This is a genomic window from Streptomyces dangxiongensis (assembly GCF_003675325.1).
Classification (GTDB): Bacteria; Actinomycetota; Actinomycetes; order Streptomycetales; family Streptomycetaceae; genus Streptomyces; species Streptomyces dangxiongensis.
The window spans coordinates 7034996-7057433 of record NZ_CP033073.1 but is presented as its reverse complement, the minus strand read 5'-3'; the positions used below and the strand labels follow the sequence as shown (position 1 = coordinate 7057433).

General features: G+C 69.6%; 19 protein-coding genes and 3 pseudogenes. 11 read left to right on the top strand and 11 right to left on the bottom strand.

Annotated features, from left to right (window positions below):
• The first annotated feature begins 511 nt into the window (after positions 1 to 511).
• A complete protein-coding gene (locus D9753_RS31945) occupies positions 512 to 1234 on the top strand; it encodes an MFS transporter (RefSeq protein ID WP_163010849.1) in 723 nt (240 codons plus the stop codon).
• The gene (locus D9753_RS31940) at positions 1141 to 1602 is read left to right on the top strand and encodes an MFS transporter (protein WP_163010848.1); all 462 of its coding nucleotides are present in this window, start codon (positions 1141 to 1143) and stop codon (positions 1600 to 1602) included. Before D9753_RS31945 ends, D9753_RS31940 begins: the two co-directional genes overlap by 94 nt.
• Before the next feature lie 292 nt (positions 1603 to 1894).
• Here the strand turns inward: D9753_RS31940 and D9753_RS38335 are convergent.
• Positions 1895 to 2032, bottom strand: a pseudogene (locus D9753_RS38335) (FAD-dependent monooxygenase); the annotation flags it as partial.
• 225 nt (positions 2033 to 2257) lie between these two features.
• Here D9753_RS38335 and D9753_RS39730 point away from each other — a divergent pair.
• The 4 genes and pseudogenes from D9753_RS39730 to D9753_RS31920 form a co-directional block, all read left to right on the top strand.
• Positions 2258 to 2407 (top strand): annotated as a pseudogene (locus tag D9753_RS39730) (sensor histidine kinase); the annotation flags it as partial.
• An 88-nt stretch (positions 2408 to 2495) separates the two neighbouring features.
• A complete protein-coding gene (locus D9753_RS31930; protein ID WP_240468342.1) occupies positions 2496 to 3437 on the top strand; it encodes a sensor histidine kinase in 942 nt (313 codons plus the stop codon).
• Positions 3434 to 4129 (top strand): response regulator transcription factor, encoded by a 696-nt coding sequence (locus D9753_RS31925; protein ID WP_121790147.1) that lies wholly within the window; start codon positions 3434 to 3436, stop codon positions 4127 to 4129. The genes D9753_RS31930 and D9753_RS31925 overlap by 4 nt, the downstream gene beginning before the upstream one ends.
• A gap of 292 nt (positions 4130 to 4421) precedes the next feature.
• Positions 4422 to 4769: an anti-sigma factor family protein gene (locus D9753_RS31920; RefSeq protein ID WP_121790146.1), complete on the top strand. Its 348-nt coding sequence runs from the start codon at positions 4422 to 4424 to the stop codon at positions 4767 to 4769.
• A 180-nt stretch (positions 4770 to 4949) separates the two neighbouring features.
• Here D9753_RS31920 and D9753_RS31915 read toward each other — a convergent pair whose 3' ends face one another.
• Together D9753_RS31915 and D9753_RS31910 are read right to left on the bottom strand one after the other, a co-directional pair.
• Positions 4950 to 5816 (bottom strand): COG4705 family protein, encoded by an 867-nt coding sequence (locus tag D9753_RS31915; RefSeq protein WP_121790145.1) that lies wholly within the window; start codon positions 5814 to 5816, stop codon positions 4950 to 4952.
• Between the two features lie 152 nt (positions 5817 to 5968).
• Positions 5969 to 6805: a COG4705 family protein gene (locus D9753_RS31910; RefSeq protein ID WP_121790144.1), complete on the bottom strand. Its 837-nt coding sequence runs from the start codon at positions 6803 to 6805 to the stop codon at positions 5969 to 5971.
• Positions 6806 to 7258: 453 nt separating this feature from the next.
• Here D9753_RS31910 and D9753_RS31905 point away from each other — a divergent pair, with 453 nt between their 5' ends.
• Positions 7259 to 8512 carry a L,D-transpeptidase gene (locus D9753_RS31905; protein ID WP_205614318.1) on the top strand — a complete coding sequence of 418 codons (1254 nt, stop codon included), beginning with the start codon at positions 7259 to 7261 and terminating at the stop codon, positions 8510 to 8512.
• Between the two features lie 257 nt (positions 8513 to 8769).
• On the opposite strand, the gene D9753_RS31900 is transcribed toward D9753_RS31905, so the two are convergent.
• From D9753_RS31900 to D9753_RS31875, 6 genes are all read right to left on the bottom strand, one after another.
• Positions 8770 to 10347, bottom strand: coding sequence for a PP2C family protein-serine/threonine phosphatase (locus D9753_RS31900; RefSeq protein ID WP_121790142.1), 1578 nt, complete (start codon positions 10345 to 10347; stop codon positions 8770 to 8772).
• Complete coding sequence (locus tag D9753_RS31895; protein WP_205614317.1) at positions 10344 to 10898, bottom strand: methanogen output domain 1-containing protein; 555 nt, start codon at positions 10896 to 10898, stop codon at positions 10344 to 10346. The genes D9753_RS31900 and D9753_RS31895 overlap by 4 nt, the downstream gene beginning before the upstream one ends.
• Positions 10899 to 11044: 146 nt before the next feature.
• Entirely contained in the window at positions 11045 to 11488 is a 444-nt protein-coding gene (locus D9753_RS31890) for a response regulator (protein WP_121790141.1), read from the bottom strand.
• The gene (locus D9753_RS31885; RefSeq protein WP_121791402.1) at positions 11427 to 13034 is read right to left on the bottom strand and encodes a sensor histidine kinase; all 1608 of its coding nucleotides are present in this window, start codon (positions 13032 to 13034) and stop codon (positions 11427 to 11429) included. The genes D9753_RS31890 and D9753_RS31885 overlap by 62 nt, the downstream gene beginning before the upstream one ends.
• Before the next feature lie 120 nt (positions 13035 to 13154).
• Positions 13155 to 14399, bottom strand: coding sequence for a PP2C family protein-serine/threonine phosphatase (locus D9753_RS31880; RefSeq protein ID WP_240468341.1), 1245 nt, complete (start codon positions 14397 to 14399; stop codon positions 13155 to 13157).
• Positions 14400 to 14483: 84 nt separating this feature from the next.
• Positions 14484 to 15644, bottom strand: a complete 1161-nt coding sequence (locus tag D9753_RS31875) for a PP2C family protein-serine/threonine phosphatase (RefSeq protein WP_240468340.1) — start codon at positions 15642 to 15644, stop codon at positions 14484 to 14486.
• A 144-nt stretch (positions 15645 to 15788) separates the two neighbouring features.
• On the opposite strand from D9753_RS31875, the gene D9753_RS31870 reads away from it, so the two are divergent.
• Entirely contained in the window at positions 15789 to 16235 is a 447-nt protein-coding gene (locus D9753_RS31870) for a MarR family winged helix-turn-helix transcriptional regulator (protein ID WP_240468339.1), read from the top strand.
• Positions 16236 to 16455: 220 nt separating this feature from the next.
• Here D9753_RS31870 and D9753_RS31865 read toward each other — a convergent pair whose 3' ends face one another.
• Positions 16456 to 16878: a MarR family winged helix-turn-helix transcriptional regulator gene (locus tag D9753_RS31865; protein WP_163010847.1), complete on the bottom strand. Its 423-nt coding sequence runs from the start codon at positions 16876 to 16878 to the stop codon at positions 16456 to 16458.
• Between the two features lie 381 nt (positions 16879 to 17259).
• Positions 17260 to 19077 carry an acyltransferase family protein gene (locus D9753_RS31860; protein WP_205614316.1) on the bottom strand — a complete coding sequence of 606 codons (1818 nt, stop codon included), beginning with the start codon at positions 19075 to 19077 and terminating at the stop codon, positions 17260 to 17262.
• 1300 nt (positions 19078 to 20377) lie between these two features.
• On the opposite strand from D9753_RS31860, the gene D9753_RS38325 reads away from it, so the two are divergent.
• From D9753_RS38325 to D9753_RS31840, 3 genes and pseudogenes are all read left to right on the top strand, one after another.
• The gene (locus tag D9753_RS38325; protein ID WP_240468338.1) at positions 20378 to 20860 is read left to right on the top strand and encodes a hypothetical protein; all 483 of its coding nucleotides are present in this window, start codon (positions 20378 to 20380) and stop codon (positions 20858 to 20860) included.
• 45 nt (positions 20861 to 20905) lie between these two features.
• Positions 20906 to 21247 (top strand): hypothetical protein, encoded by a 342-nt coding sequence (locus D9753_RS31845; RefSeq protein ID WP_121790136.1) that lies wholly within the window; start codon positions 20906 to 20908, stop codon positions 21245 to 21247.
• A gap of 296 nt (positions 21248 to 21543) precedes the next feature.
• Positions 21544 to 22274 (top strand): annotated as a pseudogene (locus D9753_RS31840) (sensor histidine kinase); the annotation flags it as partial.
• Between the last annotated feature and the right edge of the window lie 164 nt (positions 22275 to 22438).

Genomic DNA, 22438 nt, shown 5'->3' with positions numbered 1-22438 from the left:
CCTGGGGCATCGCGCGCGATGATCTTCGTACGGCACTCCCGCGCGACGGTCGTCGACGGCATTCCGCGCGGAAGTCCGCGTACGGCATCCGTCACGAAGGTCAAGACTCCGGCGCGCCGGACCGTTCCCGCCGGCACCGCGGGGCGGCCCTCAGGTCAGCGCGCACTCCCACCGCCGGCACTCCCGCATCGCGGCAGAGGCACCGGACTCGTCGGCGCGGGCGGTCTCCAGGATCGCCGGATCGGGGAGGACCACGTACACGTGCCAACCACTTTGCGGGCTACCACGGACGACGGATCGACGAGTCGGGAAAGAGTTCGCAAAGTCGCCCTGGAGCAGGCGCAGTTGGTTCGGTGCCGGGTACCGAGGCCTGGCGCGGCGCGGCGCGGGGAAGGACCGGCAACCGCCGCGCCTTCCCTGGTCCGCCGACAAGGAAGACACCGGCTTCATGACATTCGGCTCGCGACCTGCCTTCCGTCCGGGTCCTCTTCGTGCGGCGCCACTCAGCCGATTGGTCACCGCCAACGCGCTCGGTTCGGTCGGGGACGGCGCACGGTTGGCGGCGCTGCCCCTGCTGGCGGCGGCCGTCACACACGACGTGTTCTGGGTGTCCGTGGTCGCCGCCGCAGGGCGGGCGGCCTGGCTGCCGGCACCGCTCATCGGCACCCTCGTCGACCGCATGGCGGCGCGCCGGTCCATGGTGGGCGCGGAGCTGGCACGCTGCGCCCTGCTGGCGGTGCTGGCCGCGGCCACGGCCGTCGGGTGGGTGCCTGTCACATTGCTGGTGCTGCTGGCCTTCCTCTGTGGCATCGCCGAGGTGTTCTTCGACAGCGCGGCCCAGGCGGTCGTACCGCGGCTGGCCGCGGACCGGCAACTGGAGCGGACGAACGCCCGGATCATCGGGGCGCAGATCACGGGGACCGGCTTCATCGGCCCTCCGCTCGGGGCGGCACTGTGGGCGGTCGGACAGCCGTGGCCGTTCGCGGTGGACGCGGTGACGTTCCTCGGATCGGCGCTCCTGCTCAGGGGCTTGCCTCTGGGCGCTCCCGGTGAGCGGACGGAGCATGGCGTCGCGGCTCTGCTGCGCGGCACCTGGGCCGGCCTGCGGCTGCTCGGCGGCGACCGGGTCCTGCGCCGCTGGTGGCGGCGGCCCTCGGCAGCCTGGCCGGCGCCAGGACGGCGGCTCGGACGGCGCACCGGCTGGGCACCCCTCGGAGCCTGGTGGTGTCGGTGACCGTGTCCGCGCTCACCTACCTGGTCGTCGCGGTGGTGCCCTGGTGGCCGCTTGTCGCGCTGATGCTGGCCGGGAACAGTGCCGCCGTGGTGCTGTGGAACGTCTGCACGGTCTCGCTCCGGCAACGGCTCGCCCCACCGGACATGCTGGGCCGTGTCACCAGCGGATACCGCCTCGCCGCCTGGGGGACCATGCCCGTCGGCGCCGCGCTGGGAGGCGTCCTGGCCGGACACGTCGGTCCCGGAGCAGCCTGGGCCGCGGCGGGCCTGCTGCTCCTGGGGTGCCTTCCGCTGCTGCGCGGGATGCCGTCGGCGCCGTCGCGGCGCACGGACGACCCCAGGCACCTTCCGGATGGTCACTCCCGGTAGCGAACGAGGTCGAAGACGGCACAGAAGTTCGGTTCGAGGTCTTCGACGGCATCCCGCCCGTCGCCGGACGACCCGGCCGGCCCCGAGGGCGGCCGGAGTGCCTCCCGGGCGACAAGGCGTACGACTGCCTTCGCCCTGCTCCACGAGTTCGAACACCTCGCGCTCCGCTGGGAACGACGTATCGAACTCCGCGACCCCATTCCTCTCGTCGGCTTGCAGCCTGATCCGCTGGAGACGCCTCAAGAAGACCGGAAAGGGTTTGAGCGAGGCGGCGCCCCGCTGCTGCTTGCACGGCGCGGGCCTTGCCCAGTTCAGCGCCGTCGAGCGTGGCCAGGTTGGCGCCTTCGCCGTTCGGAGCCGAAAGATGGGCGGCATCACCGAGCAGGGTCACCCCCGGCACCCGGTCCCACCGGTGCCCGGTCGGCAACGCGAGCGGCGCCTGCCGGGAGCCACGGTGGGCGCCGTCAGCAGGGCGCCAGGACGGTCCCGGCGTTCGGGGCCCACTTCCCATGGTCCACCGGGCTCCTCGGCCAAGGTGGTGGTCGGGCGATGGCCGGCAATGACCATCCGGCAGCACTCGGACATCGCCCCTACGGTGGTGGCATGGCAGTGATCGACGGTCGGCGGCGGGGAGCGGGAGCCGGGGGGCGGCACGATGGACGTGCTGGGGCCGGTTGTGCTCTTCGTGATGTCGGTCGTGGCCGCCTCCGTCATCCCGCACGAGCTCCGGATCTCGTTCCGTTGGCCTGCCGTGGTGCTGGCGGCGGTCGGCTGCTCCGCGTTGCTGTGGCGTCGTCGCCACCCGTTCGGCGTACTGGTCACCGCGGTCGCCTGCGGGGCCGCTTTCCAGGTACTGGGGGTTCGGGAGAGCCCCGCTGGTCACGAGCCCGGTCATGGTGTCCGTCTACACCGTGGCCGCCCGGACCGACCGGCGAACCACCTGGACCGTTGCTTCCGCCTCGGCTGCCCTGCTGGTGGGGGCGGCCATCGTGTTCACCCCTGGCTCGTGGCTGGCCCCGGACAATGCGGCGATGCTGGCCTGGACGGCTCTGCCCGCCGCCGTGGGGGACGGGGTGCGCTCGCGCCGCGCGTACGTGGCGGCCGTGGAGGAACGGGCGGAGCACGCGGAGCGGACCCGTGAACAAGAGGCACGGCAGCGAGTGGCGGCCGAGCGGGTCCGGATCGCACGCGAGCTGCACGACGTCGTCGCACACCACATCGCCTTGATCAACGCGCAGGCAGGTGTCGCCGTCCATCTGGTGGAGCGGCGGCCGGAGCAGCTTGTCACCGCTCTGGAGGGTATCCGGGACACCAGCCGGTCCGCGCTGGACGAACTGCGGGTGACCGTGAGCCTCCTGCGGCAGTCCGGTGACATGGAGGCGCCGCGGGATCCGATGCCGGGCCTGGCGCAGGTGCCGGCGCTGCTGGCGTCCTTCGAGCGTGCCGGCCTGTCGGTCAGGCACACGCGGCATGGCATGGCCGAGCCGCTGGCACCGGCGGTGGACGTGACCGCGTACCGCATCGTGCAGGAGGCCCTGACGAATGTGCGCAAGCACGCCGGGGCCGATCACGCCCGCCTCTACCTGCACTACCGGCCTCAATGGCTGACGATCACCGTCGAGGACGACGGGCGCGCACGACGGCCGCCCGAGCCCCGCCCCGGGACCGGACACGGGCTGATCGGGATGCGCGAGCGTGCGGCGAGCGTCGGGGGGAACCTGGAGGCGGCGGCGCGCCCCGACGGGGGCTTCACCGTCACCGCCGAACTGCCGCTGCGGCCGAGTCCGGCAACGGGAGTACCGCTCGGGCGGACCGCCGAGGAGAGACCGGCATGACGATCCGCGTACTGCTCGCCGACGACCAGGCCCTGCTGCGGGGCACCTTCCGGATGCTGTTCGATTCCGCCGACGACATGAAGACCGTGGGCGAGGCGTCCAACGGCCGCGAGGCAGTGGAGCTGGCGAGGACACAGCACCCTGACGTGATCCTGATGGACATCCGCATGCCCGAGATGGACGGCCTCGTCGCCACGCGGCTGATCGGCGAGGCCGAGGACCTCACGGAGGTGAAGGTCCTCATCCTGACCACCTTCGAGGACGACGAATACGTCGCAGAAGCACTGCGGTCGGGCGCGAGCGGCTTCCTCGGCAAAGGGGCCCTGCCCGAGGAGCTGCTCAACGCTGTCCGCACCGTCGCCGCAGGGGACGCGCTGCTGTCCCCCGCTGCGACCCAAGGGCTGATCAGGCGGTTTCTGTCGCAGCCGGAACCGTGCTCGGCAGCGGTGCACGAGCGGCTGGAATGCCTGACGCGACGGGAACGCGACGTCGTGGGGCTTGTCGCGCTGGGACTGTCGAACGACGAGATCGCCACCCGCCTGTTCGTCAGCCCACTGACCGCCAAGACTCACGTCAACAGGGCGATGACCAAGCTGGCCGCCCGGGACCGGGCCCAGCTTGTGGTCATCGCCTACCAATCCGGGCTGGTCAGCCTGGGGGCGGCAGTGACTCGCCCGTCAGCGTCCGGGTGACCGTCGGCACGGCTGGGAGCATGCTCCGGCCCGGACGTAGCCCGGCCTGCCGCGTACCGCGGCCGTGGTACCCGGGAATCGCTGCACGGGGACGACGCGCGAACGGCCGTCCCTGGGCGATGGTGAGGTCATGAATGGAGCTTCCGTACGAGTGCACCAGCCGTACACCGGCTCCGTTGCCGTTGGCCGCGCTCGGCCGTCGAACATTCTCGGCGTCCTCGGTCCACGCTCACTCCTGAGTCTCGTGGCGCCGACCGCGCGATTCACACCCTGCACGAAGGGAAACCCCGCCATGCTCGCTCCCTCCCAGAAATGCCGCACGATCTGCGACCTGCTGGCGGGACACGCACTCAATGTCCTGGAGCCCGCCGACGCGAGCGCCGTCGGCGCCCATCTGGCGACCTGTTCCACCTGCCGCGACGAGCACGACTGTCTGGCGGCCGTGGCCGCGCACCTGACCTCTCTCCGCGACGCCCTGGCGCGCGACACCGGCCGGCAGCGGCCGTCGTACGTGCCCGGCATGGCCGGGTCCCGCCACTGCCCACGCCACCAGCACCGGGGGCGGGGTTCTGCCCGCGGAGCCGTGGCCGCCTCGCTCACGCTGTCCCAGTGGGTGAGCCGGATCGCCTACGTCAGGTGAGCGCAGCGAGCGCGGCCCGCGGTGTCGCCGGTCCGTCAAGCCGTCCGACCCGGCGTACACGAACCTCTTTGACGCATCGGGGAACGGCACGACGGCGCGGGCCACGGGTTGCCGCTCGCGCGACATCCGGCCCGCGCCGTCGCAGGACACCGACGAGCACGCCCGTAGGAGTACCGCTCCTTACGACGTGGGCACTGCGGTCCGGCGCTCCTGTACCTGCGCGTAGGCCATCAGGCCGAACAGGACGGCGAGCAGGACGGCGGACGAGCCCGCCGTACCGAGATCCAGGCCGCCCTTCGCGGCCGGCTTGGTGAGAAAGTCACCAGCGGTGGCGCCGAGCGGGCGGGTGAGGACGAAGGCGATCCAGAACAGCAGCACGTTCGGCACCGCGGGCACCTTCATCAGCGCCACGAGCACGGCGAGCACCCCGGTCACGAGGAGGGCGCCGCCCAGGTAGCCGAGGCCGGAGCTGTCGGACAGAAAGTCGCCCATCGACGTGCCGAGGGTGTTGGAGACCAGGATCGCCGACCAGAACAGGGCTTCGCCCCTGAAGGTGACGATGTCGCGGATCTGGAACGTCATCCCGCTCAGCTTCCAGGCCAGGAAGATCGCCAGGAGGATCGAGATCAGGATCGCCGCGCCGGTCGGATAGCCCAGGCCGAGCCCCTGCGGACCCCAGCCGAGCGACTTGGCCCCGTTCGAGAGGAACTTGGCGCTGGCGTCGCGGTTCATGAAGTCGGACATCGTGGTGCCGGCCATGCTGGTCGAGAGGATGACCGTCCAGTAGAAGAACGGGTTGTAGCGGCTCGACCGCAGTTGGACCACCAGTGTCACCACGAAGATCAGGAACAACGCGATCGTGGTGAGGAAGTAGCCGAGCTTCAGTGTCTGCGCGAAGAGGTCGCCCGCCGTCTCGCCCAGGGTCGTCGCGGCGACCTTCATGATCCAGAATGCCAGGGTGACCTCGGGCAGCTTCTTCATCACCGACTTGGTCGTACTCGACGTGCTCGCCACGTCGAGGTCGGTGAGGACCTCCTGCTTCTCCAAAGGAACTGCTCCTATCCGGTTGAACGGCGGAGCGCTCGCCCCGAAACGGTGACGAGCGCCCTGTGGAATGAGCCGGCCGTCAGGTGCGGCCGGGACCGTCCACCCTGACAGAGATGGCCTGAACGGTTCCTGAACGTCACTGTTCCCGAAGCTCAGGCTGTGTGCACGCTTGCTTGCTCCGGTTCGTTGACATCCTTTCGGGTGACGGAGAGGTAGACGACCAGGCCGAGGATGACCGCAAGGAACAGGACGCTGGTCACGACGGTGCCCAGGCCGATGCCGCCGTCACCGGTGGGCTGGGAGAGGTAGTCACCGATCGAGGCGCCGAGAGGCCGGGTGAGGATGTAGGCGATCCAGAAACTCCACACCGCGTCCAGGCCCAGCGCGGAGTGCGCGATGGCGACCGCGGCGATGGCCGCCACGAACAGGACGGCGGACAACCAGTATCCGAGGTTCATACGCTCGGAGACCAGGTCACCGGCGGCGGTGCCCAGGGCGAACGTGAACAGGACCGCCAGCCAGTAGAAGGACTCGCGGCTGCGGGTGTCGATGTGATGGATGGACAGCGTCCGCTCGCGCCGGTACCAGATCACGAAGACGACCGCGAGGAGGATCGCGAAGACGGTCGTACTGGTCTCCAGCGGCACACCCATGTTGTCGGTGAGGTTGTCGCTGATCAGCGTGCCCACTACGCTGATCAGCGCCACGGCGAGCCAGTACACGCCCGCCCGGTAGGCGAGCGTGCGGAACTGCACCACCAGCACCACGGCCAGCAACGCGCTCATCAGCACCGACACACCGGTCAGTCCCAGACCGGCCTTCTCGTTCAGCAGGTCTGCCGCGGTCTCGCCGACCGTCGTGCACAGCACCTTGATCAACCAGAAGTAGACGGTGACCTCGGGCACCTTGTTCCAGCGCAGCCGGTGCCGCGAAGGGGCCGCCTGGCCGGCCTCGGGTACCACCTGGTTCGCAGACGTTTCATAGGTCATGGGGCCCGAGGGTGCCACCGGGCACCTGAACACATCCTGACTGCCGCCGTGGACCACTCACCCCCGCCGGTACCGCAGGAAGGCCGATGCCGTGGCTCTGTACGAGTCCGCGCCCGGGGCGACGTACAAGAGCATCGCCGCCGACCTGGGCATCAACCGGGCCACGCTGCGTGAGTCGGTGCCGCGGGAGCGCGGAAGCCGCGGTGTCGCCGGCGCAGACCCGTCGGGCTCGCTGTCCGGTATGTCAACTGTCGGGAAGCCGCCCCCTGCCCTGGCAGCGCCCTCCCCATCGGCTCCCAGGCCCAGCTCCAGATCCGCGACCTCGGCGACGCGCTCGACAATGCGTGGCCTTCACCACAATTTGCTCAAATCTGGACAGAGGCGTGCCTATAAGTGGTTTCATGCTGGTTGCACTCCTTCGGCGATCAGCGCAGCGATGCAAAGACCAGTGGCATGGAGAAGCCTTTGATCACGCTCTACAAACGACGCACCGGGCTGGTGGCCACGGCCGGCGTACTCGGCGGCGTACTCGCGGTCACGGCCCTCGGCGGTACAAGCAACGCTGCCACCAGCGGCAACGATGCCGGGACCCCCCCGAAGACGCAGGCGCGGGTGAATCAGGCGGGCGCCCAGGAAGCCTCGGACGCCCGCATAGAGATCACGCCCGGGCAAGGTGCCCACAACGTCGGGATCAACGGCCCGGTCGGTGTCACCGTCAGCAACGGCAACCTCACCAAGGTGACCATGACCGCCGTCGCGACCGGTGCCGAGATCCCGGGCACTCTGTCCGCGGACGGCACCTCCTGGAAGCCGCACGGCCGGCTGGGGCGTGCCACCAAGTATCAGATCGCCGCAGAGGCCGAGGACGCCAAGGGCCGCTCCGCCACCGGTAACGCCACGATCACCACGGTCTCCCCGGCCAACGACTTCATAGGGCACGTCTCCCCCGAGGACGGCTCGACCGTCGGCGTGGGCATGCCGGTGACGGTCGACTTCGGCAAGGCGATCAGCGACAAGGCCGCCGTGGAGGCGGAGATCCAGGTCAGGTCCAGCAGCGGCCAGCGGGTCGTCGGTCACTGGTTCAACGACCACCGCTTGGACTTCCGCCCCGAGAGCTACTGGAAGCCCGGCTCCACCGTCACCGTCACGCTCAACCGCCACGGCATCCGGAAGACGGTCACGTTCAGGATCGGCCGGAGCCAGATCAGCACCGTGGACGCGAAGACGAAGCAGATGACCGTCGTCCGGGACGGCAAGACGATCAAGACCATCCCGATCTCGTCAGGCAGCCCCGAACACCCGACGTACAACGGTCAGATGGTGATCTCCGAGAAGTTCAGGCAGATCCATATGAACGGTGCGAGCGTCGGCCTCACGGAGAAGGACGGCAAGCCCTCGTACGACATCAAGGCCGTACCGCACGCCATGCGCCTTACCGACTCGGGCACGTTCATCCACGGCAACTACTGGGGTACCGACTCGGTCTTCGGCAAGGTCAACACCAGCCACGGCTGCGTAGGCCTGAAGGACGTCAGGGGCGGCGGCGACGGCAGGCAGCCCGCCGCGTGGTTCTTCGACCACTCGATGATCGGTGACCTCGTGATCCTCAAGAACTCCGAGGACAAGACCACGTTGGCCCCGGACAACGGCCTCAGCGACTGGAACATGTCGTGGAGCGAGTGGGTCGCGGGCAGCCCGACCACCTGACACCAGCCCACCCCGGCCTGCGGCCCCCCACCCGGTACGCGGGGAACGGGCACGCCGGGTTCGGCGAGCGGCACGGAGCAACGGACCGGTGGCAACACCGGCATCACACTCCGTGCCGACTCAACAGGCACCCTCCCCGCAGGCGGCCCCCGCGCAGGGCGCGCACGCCCGATCGCGCCCTGCGCGCGCGGACGGCCCGCGCCCGAAAAACAGGGGCCTGAGCGACCCGTGAGATGTGTCGGAGGCCGCTGCGTATTTCACGGGATGGGCGGAGGCGAGTCCGGTCGGATGAGGAGCAGGGCGCGGTCGTCCGTGTAGTCGGCGCCTGGCTGGTGGTCGAGGAACAGCTCGCACAGGCGGTGCACGTTCAGGCCGGCGCCCCGGCGGGCTGTCTCGGTAAGGCGCTCAAGACCGGTGTCCAGGGGTTCCCTGCGGCGTTCGATCAGGCCGTCGGTGTAGAGCAGGACGGCCTCGCCCTCGGCCAGGCTGGTTTCGCTCTGGCGGTAGCGGGCGCCGGGGACGGGTCCCACGGGCGGGGAGATGGGGCCGTCGAGGTAGCGGCTGGAGCCGTCGGGGTGTACCACGAGCGGCGGGGGATGTCCGGCCTTGACGTAGGTCAGGGTGCGGGTGGGCCGGTGGTAGAGCAGGTAGGCGGCGGTCGCCATCTGGCTGCGGTGGTAGAGGTGCAGGTACTCGTTGAGCTCGCGGAGTACCGCTTCCGGGTGGGTGCCGCAGCGCAGGACGATCCCGCGCAGGGCGGCGATGATCTGGGCCATGACGGCTGCCTGGGGCAGGCCGTGGCCGGCGACGTCACCGATCGACAGACCGATGTGGTCCTCGTCGAGGTCGTAGAGGTCGTACCAGTCGCCGCCGACCATGACCATGTCGCTGCCGGGCGCATAGCAGGTGGCCACCTCCAGACCGGCGATGTCCGGCAGTCGGGGCAGGAGGCTGAGCTGGAGGCGTTCGGCGACACGGTGTTCGTGCTCGTACAGCCCGGCGCGGTGCACTGCCTGGGCGATCTGCATGGCCACCGCGGCCAGATGCTCGGCTTCGGGCATTCCGGCCGCTCCCGGACGCACGGCCAGGGCGCCCAGGACGACGCTGTCGGCTTCCAGCGTGATCAGTGCCGTCCCCGTGGCGGCAGGGGCGGTGCTGTCTTCAGGCTGGTCGAGGTCGTTCCAGGTGATGTCGGTGAGGGCTCGCAGTTCCTCACCGGGTTCCAGCGGGGGCACCAGGCGCTGGGAGTGCAGATGCAAGGTCACATGGTCGACGTCGAGGACCCGTGCGGCGGTGGTCGCCACGGCCTCGGCGACCTGGGCGAGCGTCGCGGCTGATGCCAGCGCCGCGGTCAGCCGATACAGGCGTTGCAGACGGGCGCGGGCGGCCTGCTCGGCGAGCAGCAGTTCCTCACGCTGTGTTTCCGCGGTGCGCCGGATGGCGATTTCCCGGTTGAGCGCGCTGACCTGCTGGCTGAGGACAGCGAACCGGTCGGACTGGTCGAGACGGCGCAGGCTCAGTTGCACCACCGTCCCGGGACCCTGCCACCAGGTGGCACGCACACCGCGGCAGCGAAAACGCACCGGGCTGCCGTCGCTGTCCTTGAGGACGAGCGCTCCCGGCAGCGGGCTGCCGCTGCGCAGCCAGTTGCCCAGGTGCGTGCGCAGGACGCCGGCGTCATCCTGGATCAGGGCGTACAGGCTCGCGCCCGCGCACAGTTGAGGAATCGAGGCGGTGGCGGCGGGGTTGGCTGCCAGGATCGTGCCGTCCCCCGCGCACAGGATGACGGGGTGGGGCAGGGTATGGGTGATGGCCTCGAACAGGCCGGTGTTCACGCAGGTACCGTACCGTTGGCCGGGCCGCCGGAGGGTAGCTCTGCGTCGCCGAAGTACTCACGTCGGGTGGCCGGTCCGGCGCCGGGCACCAGGTTCACGACGACGCGGCAGCCGGCGTCGCCGCGGGCGATGGTCTCGTGCAGTTCGACGCTGGCGTAGCCGAGATTGCGGGCGGCGATGGTCCCGAAGACGTTCGAGGTCATCATGCACATCGACTCACGGCCCAGGACCTTCTCCGCGAACGGACAGGCACGGTTGCCCAGAACGATCTTCGTGTCATCCTGTTCGATGACGTAGAAGTCACCCTTGATGCGCCGCTTGAGGTCCACCAGCGCCTCCGCGACCTGCTCCCGGGACAGCGTGTCGGTACCGAGCGCCTTGAGGTACATATCGTCGATCTGGCTGCCCACCGCCTGGCCCACCAGACTGATGTAGCCGGACGCCTCCTCCAGACCGATCACCGATTCCAGCGACGTCGCCAGCTCGCGCACCAGCGTCCGCAGGAACACATCACGGTTCAGGTCAATTTCCACGTCGACCGGGTGGCTCATTCTTACGTTCCCCTTGTGGGTGTGTGGGGGGTTGATTCGGACTGACTGGCTGGTGGGGCGGGATGGGACGGGAGCTTCATCTCGGCGTCGTGGCCGTCCGCTGAGGCTGCGTCGCTGCTCTCACACGCAGGCGCGAGATGTCTCGGTCAGGTGCGGGGGAGGCGGACGACGGTCACGAAGAATTCGTCGATCTGCCGGATGGCGGAGACGAACTGGTCGAGGTCGACGGGCTTGGTGACGTAGGCGTTGGCGTGGAGGCGGTAGCTGCGCAGAATGTCCTCCTCGGCTGAGGATGTGGTCAGGACGACGACGGGGATGTGGGCGAGGTCGGGATCGGACTTGATGCGTTCGAGGACTTGCCGGCCGTCGTATCTGGGCAGGTTGAGGTCCAGCAGGATCAGGTCGGGGCGCGGGGCGCTGGTGTGCTCGCCCTGGCGGTAGAGGAAGTCGAGGGCTTCCTGGCCGTCGCGGGCGACGTGCAGGGTGTTGCCGATCCTGTTGTCTTCGAAGGCCTCACGGGTCATGAGCTCATCGCCGGGGTCGTCTTCGACCAGGAGGACCTCGATGGGCTGGACGGGCGGGGTGCTCACGCTGGGACTCCTTCACGGTCTGCCGGCTGTTCGTCGTGGGGCGGGGGGGGGGTTGGGGTTGTCCGGGCAGCGTGAAGCAGAGCCGGGCCCCGTCGCTGTGGGCGGTGTCGATCCAGATGCGGCCACCGTGGTGCTCGATGATCTTTTTGCACAGGGCGAGGCCTATGCCGGTACCGGTGTAGGCGTCGCGTCCGTGCAGGCGCTGGAAGATGACGAAGACTTTGTCGGCGAATTCCTCGGGAATGCCGATGCCGTTGTCAGTGACGCAGAAACGCCATGCGTTGTCTTCGGCGTCGCGGGCGACGGTGATGTGTACGGCGACGGCGCGGTCGGGGGTGCGGAATTTGACGGCGTTGCCGATCAGGTTTTGCCACAGCATGGTCAGCAGGGTGGGATCACCGGTGACGTGCGGCAGCCGCTCGGGGCGCTCGATGAGCGCGTCCGCTTCGTCCACGGCCGCGGTGAGGTTGGCCAGGGCCTTGTCCAGGACGGTGTCGAGGTCGACGGGTTCACGGGCGTCGTTGAGCCGGCCGACCCGCGAGAAGGTCAGCAGATCATTGATCAGTACCTGCATGCGCTTGGCGCCGTCGACGGCGAAGTCGATGTACTGCTTGCCGCGGCCGTCGAGCTGCTCGCCGTAGCGTTTGTCCAGGAGCTGGCAGAAGGAGGCCACCTTACGCAGGGGCTCTTGCAGGTCGTGGGAGGCGACGTAGGCGAACTGCTCGAGTTCGGCGTTGGAGCGCCGCAGCTCGGTCGCCTGGGTGTCCAGGTCTTGTGCCTGCTGGGTCAGGCGTTGCTGCTGGGAGCGGGAGGCTGCGAGTTCGTTCACGATGCGCAGGCGCATGTCCTCCACGTCCCAGGCCACGGAGCGCAGGTCGCTGGGGCCGCGGGCGGAGATGCGGTGGCCGAAGTCACCGTCAGCGACCCGCCGGGCGTCGGCGCGCAGGTGGCGCAGTGGCCGGACGACGAAGAAGTGGAGCATGACCGCCAGAGCTGCTCCGGTGAGCAGCAGGGCGGTGAGCATGGCGACAAATGACCAGTTGCGGACAGAACGGGTTTGCTGCAACTGTGCTTCGGTCCGCTCTCCGGCCTGTTCGAGGTGCGCGTTCTGCTGGGTGAACAGGGTGCGCAGGTGGTCGAAAGCCCGGCGTCCCTGCTCCATGTCCGCCCGTTCGCCGGCGCGTGCGGGTCCCGCGTTCGCCCCGGTGATCAGCGGTGTCGCGTAACGGCGACGCCAGTCGTCCGCCGCCCGACGCAGGGTGCGCAGATCCTTCTCCAGCCGCCCGTCATGCGCGAGCAGGCCGCTCATGGTGCGGGCGTGTGCCTTCTCGGACGCGAGGCCGTCGGTGTACGGCTTGAGGAATCGCCGGTCGCCGGTGATCGTGTAGCCGCGCACTCCGGATTCCTGGTCCACCAGCGCCGTCTGGATGCGGAAGGCCTCTGCTCGGGCGGGCTGGACTTGGCTGATGAGCCGGTCGGCGACCTCGGCGGTCCGTGAAAGCTGACGCGAGCCGACGACCGCGGCCAAGAGCAGAATCGCTCCCATCAGTGCCAGGGCCAGGTGGACCCAGCCCTGAACCGTCAGGCGGCCGGCCGGCGTCACGCCCTCGGGCGTGCCGGCAGAGGCGTTGGCCGGCGGGGCGACAGGCGGGCCGGTGGTACTCACTTACGTGTTCCATTCCAGGTGTACGACGGCGCGGTCGTCGAAGTGCCCGCCGTAGGCGGCCGACAGTGCCTGCGTGCGGGTGATCAGGGTGTCCAGAAGTCGCTCGGCCGGCAGGTGCGCGTGGTGCTGGGCGATCTCAAGCAGGCCTTCCTCGCCCAGGCGCTGTCCCGCCGGTCCTGTGCGGCCCTCGAACAGCCCGTCGGTGAACAGAAGGAGGGCTCCGGCGTCAGGCAGGGAAATGCCGGTCTGCGGCCAGCGGGACAACCCCGGGGGCAGCAGGCCCAGGGCCGGGCCTACGGGAGTCTGCAGCAATTGCACCCGGTCCGCGCCGGTGATGAGGAGAGCGGGCGGGTGGCCCGCCCGCACCATGACCGCCGTGTCCCGGTCCGGGCTGAACGTCAGCGTCGTGAGGGTGGCGAAGATCTCGGCCGAGGAGCGCTCGGCGCACAGGATCTCCTCCATCAGGTGCATGAGGTCGTCGCCCCGTGCGCCGGCCATGGTGAAGGAGCGCCAGGCCACCCGCAGGCAGACGCCGAGCGCGGCCTCGTCGGGCCCGTGCCCCGAGACATCGCCGATCAGCGCGTGCACGCTGCCGTCCGCCGATTCGACGGCGTCGAAGAAGTCACCGCCCAGGAGGGCGTCGGCGCGTTCGGACTCGTAACGGGTGACGATGCGGACCGTGTCGGATCGCAGCAGAGGGGAGGGCAGCAGCCCGCGTTCCAGGCGGGCGTTCTCCTCGGCGCGCAGTCGGCTGGCCTGTATGGCGACCGCGGCCTGCTCGCTCTGGCGGCGCAGGACGGCATAGCGGATCGCCCGGCCCAGAGCGGAGGGCTCGATGAGTCCCTTGACGAGGTAGTCCTGGGCGCCGGCCGCTACCGCGGACAGGCCCATGCCCTCTTCGGCGAGCCCGGTGAGCACCACCACGGCCGCGCGCGGTGACGCACGAAGGACCTCGCGCAGCAGATCCAGACCCCGCGCATCGGGAAGATGCAGATCCAGCAGGACGCACTGCGGGGACTGCGCGTCGTCCAGCATGGCTTTAACCCCCGCCAGGGTGCGTGCCCTTCGCAGCTCGGTAGCCGGGTAGGCGTCGTGGAGCAGCTCCTCCACCAGCAGGGCGTCCCCGTCATCGTCCTCGACCAGCAGAATGTGCGCCAAGGCCTCTTCACGGGGCGCGGGGGGAGGCGGGATGTGGTCCTGCACGCCGTCGGCCGCCCGGCCGACGGCGTTGATGGGCCCCACCACGATCCCCTCCACTTCGCCACCCTGCTGGCGGCTCCGCGCCGAGAATACTTGTCGCACCTTAATGGTTGCAACGGGGGTCCGCCCTCACTCCGCTTCCGCGCCCTGCCAGTCCAGGCACACCACCATCGCGTCATCGGCCGGCGCCGGAGTGCCTCTCCAGTCCTCGAGCGCGCGCAGCACCGCGGCGGGGACCTGGGCTGCGGGCAGCAGCCGGGTGTCGGTCAGGGCTCTCGCCAGGGCGCGTTCGCCGTACTTCTCACCCTCCGCCGAAGCGGCGTCGTAGATGCCGTCGCTGACGAACAGCAGCCGGTCCCCGCGCACCACGTCCATGTGCTGGACGTCGTAGGGCGTCTCGTCCACCATGCCCAAGGGCAACTGGGCATCGAAGGGCACCAGCGAGACCGTGCCGTCGCGCAGCAGCCAGGCCTGGGGGGAACCGGCGTCCACCACCTCCACCCGCCCGGTGGAGAGCTCAAAGCGCAGCAGCAGCGTGGAGACGTGCATACGCCCTCGATAGTGGGCGTAGATGGCCTGGTCCGTGAGCGCGGCCTGCCCTGCCAGCGCGGTGCCGCCCCGGCGCGCGTTGCGCAGGGCGTTGACCGCCAGATTCGTCAGCAGAGCGGCATCGATGCCCTCACCCATGCCGTTGGTCACCGTGAGCGTCAGGTAGTCGGCCTCGGCACACCAGTCGAAGTTGTCCCCGTGGATGTTGTAGGCCGGTTCAAGCTGGGCGCCCAGCTCGTACTCGGGACGCGCATAGGCCCGGGCCGGCAGCAGTTGCCACTGCAATTCGGCCGCCAGCGTCAGCCGCCGGGTACGGCGCGCCTGCAAATACAGGTCGGTATCCCGCTCGGACAGCACCAGCTCCCGCCCCAGGACGCCCGCGACCACCTCCAACTGCTCCACATCGCACGCCTCGGCCGGCAGCGTCACGCGCAGAACGCCCAGCCGGTCACCGCGCACCGTCACCGGCACCAGCGCCTCCACCCGCCCCGGCGCGACTTCGCGGACCGTGGAGTCCTGCGAGCCGAACAGGCGCCCCAGCTCCCCGGTGAACGCGGAGATCGGCTTCCCGGTGTAGGGCGGGATCGTCACCGGCTGCAACACGGTCATCCCGTAGTCCGCCAGCAACAGCTCCACCAGCGTCGCGTCCCAGTGCCGGGCCAGCAGGTCACGCACTGTGTCCAGCAACTGGTGCGGGGCCGCTCTTTGCAGAGCCCGCTCCAGGGCGAGGAGAGTTTTCACCTTCGGTGGACCGCCTTCAGAGATCGCCAGCCGCACGGTACGGCTGGAGGAAACGCACATGAACACGCGGATGACTCGTGCAGGACCCCAGCGTCAGGGCGGTCCATGGCAGACAGGCCGACCGCGGGATGACACAGTGAGCACGTGACCCGCCATTCCGCCCTGCCCACGCAAGCCGCCGAGGCTGCCGGCCATGCTCTTGACCTGATGGAGGAGAGGTGGGCGAACACGCCCGAGGTGAACATCGCGCCCCTGTCGCCCTCGCAGTTGCGCGTGCTGTACACGCTCGAAGACCACGACGGCACGAACCTACGCACTCTCGCGCGGACACTGTCGATCACCTCTGCGGCCGTCAGCCAGCTCTGCGACCGCATCGAGGCGGCCGGCTTCCTCGAGCGCGTCCCCAACCCGCACAACAGGCGGGAGGTCCAGGTGCAGCTCACCGGCTCCGGACGCACCTACCTGGAGAGACTGCGAAGCGAGCGCCGCCAAGCCCTGACACCGATCATCGAAGCCCTGCCCAGCCACGACCGCGCTGCACTGCTCGACGGCCTGACCGCTCTCGCGGCTGCCACCACCGTCGCCCGATGACCCCCCTCCCGCGCGCACCGCGCGCGGGGCCTGAGGCCATCTCAGCCATCTCCTGCTCCTCGTCTCGAAGGCGGGCCACGGCCACGCCTTGCTTGATCACGAGGACGCAAGTGTCCGCCCCGTTTTCCGATGCCATTCTGACCCCGGAACAACGATTGTCAAATCTTAACGATCGCCACGCGGAAGCAGCCCTCATCCGCCGAACCGCGCCCCCGCCTGCTCAGTCCCAGAGGGGCGACTGGTTGAACGAGATCAGGCCCCGCAGCAAAGCCTGCCGACCGCGCAGACTCAGCGGCTTCAGCAACAGGCGAAGCTCATCCAGACGCTGCTCCTCCACCTCACGCAACAGCTCCTGCCCGTCAGCGGTCAGCCTGATCAAGGTTTCCCGACGGTTGCTGCAGTTCTCCTCTTTCACCAGCAGGCCAGCACCCTGCAGCCGGCCGATCAGCCGGCTGATCGACGACGGCATCGCGCCGGTCGCCTCAGCGATCTTCGTGGACGTCACGACACCCGCGGTGCCCACCACCCTCAGCACGCGGAACTGAGCGGGCGGAACAGCAGGCGCGACACGGCGGTCGATGCACTCCCACAGCCGGACAAGCCCCTCCGCTACCTCGGCGGTGCCCCCCTCGGACCTGCTCAAACCGACCATCCTCCCGCTGCCGCATTCGCATCTTCACGATTCCGCGCGCTGAGTGCTCTTCCCCCCACGCCGGTGACCTGCCCGCATCATGCTGGCAGGCGTCAGTCAGCGTAAGCCACCCCCCGGGCATCGGTGTGAGCCGAAGATCCTCTGCTGAGCGGCGAGGCCACCCCCTGGGCCGAGACCATGTCCGGTTCACCACCGGCGTGGACAGCCGCGCGTCAGCCACGACGACCCGTTCAAGGAGATTGCACGCCGAACGTAATGCGACGCAGGCGCTCCAGCCGCGTCGCCAGCAGGTACTCGACAGTGCGCTCTGGGCCGCGTCGAGGCGTCGGTCGCCGAGCGGCAGCCGCCGGTAACCAGCGCCGCGGTCCGGCTTCAGCGGGCCGCGTTTCTTAGCTGCGAAGTCAGCCACGGTTGCAGCCAGCGCACTCCTTCCGGTGTCAGATGGACGCCGTCGCTGCGCACTCGAATGCCGTCGACCTGCCAGGTGAAGACGCCGTCGGGACAGAGGCGACGGCCCAGATCCAGGATCCTGACGCCGGGGCCCCTCTGTGCGGCGACCTGGCGGAGCATCCGGTTCCACCGGTCGACGCGCTCGGGACGGTCTTCGGGCCACACACCGCCGTCCGGCCGTTCCCCTCGACGGTTATAGGGCTCCGTAGCCAGCCGTACGAGGGCGCCGTGTGCCGCCGCCGTGCCGACGGCCCGATCAAGCTGCGCCCGCAGATACGCGTCGAACACCTTGTCACCGATGTGCCTCCAGCGTCCGTCCTGCTCGCGGTCCATGGTCTCCCAGCGCCCGAAGAAGAGCACCACGATGTCCGGGTCGTAGTGGTCGACCGCCTGGCGCAGGTCGGCCGGCCATCGCTCGCACCGCCGGGACACCGAGTGGAGGGTGCCGAAGTAGCGGTACGGGCTGCCCAGGGCGAGGCCGCATCCCTGCCGGGTGACGTCATGGACGGCAACACCCGGGGTCGGCGGCAGGTAGTGGAGCAGGGTCCACGCGATGGAGTCACCCATGACCACAGTCGAGACGGGCGTGCCCGGCCGGTGATGACGGCCGGTGGGGCGGGACGTGACAGGGCCGGTTGAGTGGTCGTCCCGCGGCGGCGCGGTGGCGGTGCCGTCCGGCACCGCGACCGTGGACGGACCGAGCCGTGGCCCCGACGGAAGAGCGCTGAGCGTTCCCGTTCGCTCGGCGTCGAGCCACACGAACAGCGGCCAATGCCACAGGTACACCCCGTACGAGGTGCGGCCGAGCAGCACCAGCGGGCCCAGCGACAAGATCCGCGCGGTGATCGAGCCGGTCACCGTGACCACGTGAACCAACACCGCTGCCGTCGCCAGAGAACCCGCCAGCAGACCGCCCGGGTACAGCAGGGCCTCCGTGCCGTCGAAGTGCGACCACAGGCAGACGAGAATGATCGCACCGGACGCCGCCGCGCCGGCAAGGAGAGACCGGTGCCGAAGCCCGTACCCGGTGGAACGTGCCAGTACCACCGCCACGGCGCAGCCGATCAGAAGCGCGAGAGCCCGTGTGTCGCTGCCGAAGTAGACCCTCCCGACGTCGGCTGGGCCCGTGAACAGGGCCCAGCACAGAACCGACGACGCCGCGACACCGGACACGCTGATCAGCAGGAGCATCGCGGGAGTGCGGCACCGGCGTGCGCGGGACACCCGCATCACCGCGATGACGAGCAGCGGCCAGATGATGTAGAACTGCTCCTCGATCCCCAGCGACCAGGTGTGCTGCACCAGCGAGGGGGTGGCCGTCTGCGTGAAGTAGTCCGTGCCCCGGAAGATCATCCGCCAGTTCGCCACGTACATCAGGGCGGCGAGCACATCACCGCGCAGAGCCCCGAGGTCCGTCGACGGCATCTGAAGATGGGGGCCGACCAGGCACACCGCCAGGAGCATCAGCAGCAGGGCGGGGAGGAGGCGACGGCCGCGGCGCGCCCAGAAGGCGGCGAGCCGGACCCCTCCCGTGCGGGTCCACTCCCCCAGCAGCAAGGTGGTGATGAGGTAACCGCTGAGAACGAAAAACGCATCGACGCCCAGGAAGCCGCCGCGGGCCCAGGGGATGCCGCCGTGATGGGCGAGCACCGCAGCGACGGCCAGTCCTCGCAGCCCGTCGAGCGCGCGAATACGGACCGTTCCGTCACCCGGCCGGGAAACGCGGTCCCGGACTGCCATGGCCGGGTCCCTGCCGGCGGCGTCCCGGCTCATCGCCGGAACCGGGGCATGGAGCGCCGGCGGCCCCGTCGCCCGCGTGGGACCCACCCTCCCCGACCTGCGCACGGCACCGGGCCGACGCATTCCGCCGGAGGGAACAGAGTCGACCCGACCGGCCGAGCCGACGGAACCGGCGGGTGAGCCCTGCGGCGGTCCGCCCCGGGTGGAGGATGCCGGACGGCGTCGGGGCGTCCGGGCGCTGCCCGCGCGCGAACGTGCGGAGGTCGCCGCCGCGTCCGGTGGCAGGCCGTGCCTCCCGGTCCCGTCGTCCGAGTCATGACCCCTCCTGCTGCTGCGGTCGGTGTCAGGCCGCGCAGACGCCACGCGCCGTCTCTTCACGCTGACACCGCCCCGCCCGCCCCGCGCGCCGGGTCGGGCAGGCGGAGGAAGACGGCCGCGACTCCGAAGGGCGCCTCGGAGATCCGGCTTCACGGGGCGGGAAGCCGTGCCGTGGCGGAAGGCATATAGGACAAGCAGCGGGGAGGGACCGGTGACGCCGGTCCACGACGGGGCGGAGGAGGAGATACGCACCTTCGACGCAATCCTGGGCTCCCCGCCCGCGGGCAGGGCCTGCTCACCCCCCTGGAGCTGATGCGGGCCGGGCGCCGCGCGCGGGGCCCGGCCCGACTTCGACCTCATCCATAGCGGCTGGCAGCGGCACGTCCTGGGCGCGCCCGGGTCGCCGCCGTCCGCAGCCTGCCCGCCGTCGCCAAGCGACGCCGGCATCGACGCCGCGCTTGTACTCCACATCACCGACCGCAAGAGCTCGGATACTGACTCCGAACTGCGACGACTCGTAGGCCATATGTCCGTGACGTGGAGTTGGGGCCGTTACCGCCACTCGTCTGGCTGATCTCATGCCGGAGTCGGCCACAAGGTAGGACAGCCGGTCGGTCACTCCCCCCGGGTTCAGCTACGTAGCGACTGATGTCTTTGCGGAGCCGAGCACGCTTCTTCGCTGGTCGTTGAGGTGCTGACCGCCCCGCGGCGGACGAGGCCGGGCAGGGTCACGCTCAGGACGATCGGGTAGCACTGACCGCGGAGGGGCGGGCCGTGGGTACGTCGGCGGCGGCGAAGCCGAAGTCGCAGATGCCGGTTGTTGTGATGGGCCCGGTCGGTGCCGTGAAGCCTGCGCCTGGATGGCCTGACATGTATTCAATTGACAGCGTGCAGTCAGCGATGACACGGTGAAACGGCGTCACCAATGAGGCGCTTCGTCCACCAACTCCCCGCTGACCACGGGGAGAACAGAGGGGAACGCATGCTTCACAACACTTCCGTCAAGACAGCGCTGTCCGCTGCTGCCGTCATATCGGCCCTGCTGATTCCGGCAGCCGGTTCCGCGTCCGCCGCGCCCGCCGCCTCAGGGAAGACCGGCACCGCGGCGGCCGACAGCTTCGACGCCAAGTGCAGGAGCCACAGCCGCACCTACGTCCTGAAGAAGTACTACCGCCGTGTGCCCGTTGGCCCTCCCACCTTTTACACCCTGCGCTGCGGCACAAGCACATGGGGCTGGAAGCACATCAAGGCGGGGCACGGCTGGGACAGCACGATGGACCGGAAGATAGACGCGGCCATCGGGTCCGGGGACCCCAATGGCCGCGGCGGTTACTCTACCTACACCCATCAGTGCCCGAACGTGGAGAAGTTCCGCACCATCATCGGTACCCCGGCCGGGAGCAACGACCTCCTGACGGCCTACAAGGTCGACCAGCCGGCCGTCGCCGGCGCTGCTCCCTGCTGAACACGATGTTGGGGTGCGGGCTAGGTGAAAGGGTGGTTGACCCCTGTGGCGGAACAGACACCAGCCGAGCAGGCCCTCAGCCGCTCGTACGGCACCGCTGACGGACTCCGGTTCGACGTCATCAAAATGACGGTCGAGCACCATCCGGACCGTAGCGCGACGTTGAGGTACTGGCTGACTGTAGGCCGCCAAGACCACCCGGACGAACGTTGGGTCGTCGCCCTCTCCTGGGACGACAAGTCCTGGGCGGATGTGCTCACCTCGCCCGCACCCCCTCCCGACCGACTGCTGCAGCTCGTGCACCTCGTCCACGCCCATCTGGAAGAGTGGTGGGACACGAAGGGACACAACCGGCAGTCAGCAAAGATGGGGCGGCGACTCACCTGACCCATCCCGCTCACGCAGCCGACACCTCCCTTCCTCCGGCGAAGTCACGTGTCTGGCGCTCTGCGGCTTCCAGCCCATCCGGGCGGGCCCATGTCATGGCCCGCCCGTGGGGCGGTGGCCGGACTGCGGAGTCAGCCAGGCGGACAAAAACACGTCGTGGTCAGTCGTCGGTGAGGCGGCCCTCGAGTTCGGCGATGCGCCGGTCCTGGAAACGGAGGTGGGAGCGGGCGGCGTCGAGTCGTTCGGCGAGGGTGCGGTTGTCGGTGTTGAGCTGGCGGACGCGCTGTTTGACACACGCTCCCGTCCTTCTGGGCCAGCTCGTACAGGCCCGCCGCGACCTCTGTCAGCGACTCGTCGAAATCTCGGAAGCCCGCGAGCACGAACGGCTGCTGACGGCCCAGAGCGTCCTGGCGAAGGAGCGCGCCCAGCTTGCCCGGGAGATGCACGGCGTGGTCTCCCACCAGGTCAGCCTCATCGCCGTACAGGCCGGAGCACTTCAGGTGGGCAGCCAGGACGCCGAGGCCAGAGACATGAGCAGCCACGATCCGGCAGCTCAGCGTGCAAACCCTCGAGGAGCTGCGGCACATGGTCAGCGTGCTGCGCGCCTCAGGCAGCCACGAGACGGAACTCCCCCCAACCGTCCCTCGCCGACCTGGAGCGCCTGGTCGCAACGAGCGGCATCGACGCGGGACTGAAGACGGACCTGCCTGACGACCTCCCTCCCACCGTCCAGCGCGCCGTCTACCGCACCGTCCAGGAGGCCCTGGCCAACGTCCGCAAACACGCCCCCACCCGGCCCGCCCTCCCCCTGCCCGGCGCCCATCACGGCCTCATCGGCCTGCGCCAACGCGCCGAACCACTCGGCGGCACCATCAGCTCCGGGCCAGCACCCGAAGGCGGCTACGCGCTCAGCCTGGAACTGCTCGTCTCTACGGCTTGCACGGCCACTCCACGAGTCACCACTCCCCAACCGCTCTCAACACGCCGCGCCACTCGACAGGGCTCACCCGATAGGCGCGGTAACTGACACTTCTCTCGCGCTGCGGAACGGACGAACCCGCACCCGAGTCCGAGTACAACGGAGCGTAGTCAGCACCAAGTCAGCACGGGAGGGGTGATGACGCGGGCTTTCAGTCAGCACCGAACCAGCACGGGAGTCAGCACCGCACTATCGAATCACCGCGAACTACG

Bases quoted from the DNA above. Each gene is read 5' to 3' on its own strand.
- D9753_RS31930 (WP_240468342.1), top strand. From the start codon at position 2,496: ATGGTGTCCGTCTACACCGTGGCCGCCCGGACCGACCGGCGAACCACC.
- D9753_RS31925 (WP_121790147.1), top strand. From the start codon at position 3,434: ATGACGATCCGCGTACTGCTCGCCGACGACCAGGCCCTGCTGCGGGGC.
- D9753_RS31920 (WP_121790146.1), top strand. From the start codon at position 4,422: ATGCTCGCTCCCTCCCAGAAATGCCGCACGATCTGCGACCTGCTGGCG.
- D9753_RS31910 (WP_121790144.1), bottom strand. From the start codon at position 6,805: ATGACCTATGAAACGTCTGCGAACCAGGTGGTACCCGAGGCCGGCCAG.
- D9753_RS31905 (WP_205614318.1), top strand. From the start codon at position 7,259: ATGGAGAAGCCTTTGATCACGCTCTACAAACGACGCACCGGGCTGGTG.
- D9753_RS31895 (WP_205614317.1), bottom strand. From the start codon at position 10,898: ATGAGCCACCCGGTCGACGTGGAAATTGACCTGAACCGTGATGTGTTC.
- D9753_RS31885 (WP_121791402.1), bottom strand. From the start codon at position 13,034: ATGGGAGCGATTCTGCTCTTGGCCGCGGTCGTCGGCTCGCGTCAGCTT.
- D9753_RS31860 (WP_205614316.1), bottom strand. From the start codon at position 19,077: ATGGCAGTCCGGGACCGCGTTTCCCGGCCGGGTGACGGAACGGTCCGT.
- D9753_RS38325 (WP_240468338.1), top strand. From the start codon at position 20,378: ATGCTTCACAACACTTCCGTCAAGACAGCGCTGTCCGCTGCTGCCGTC.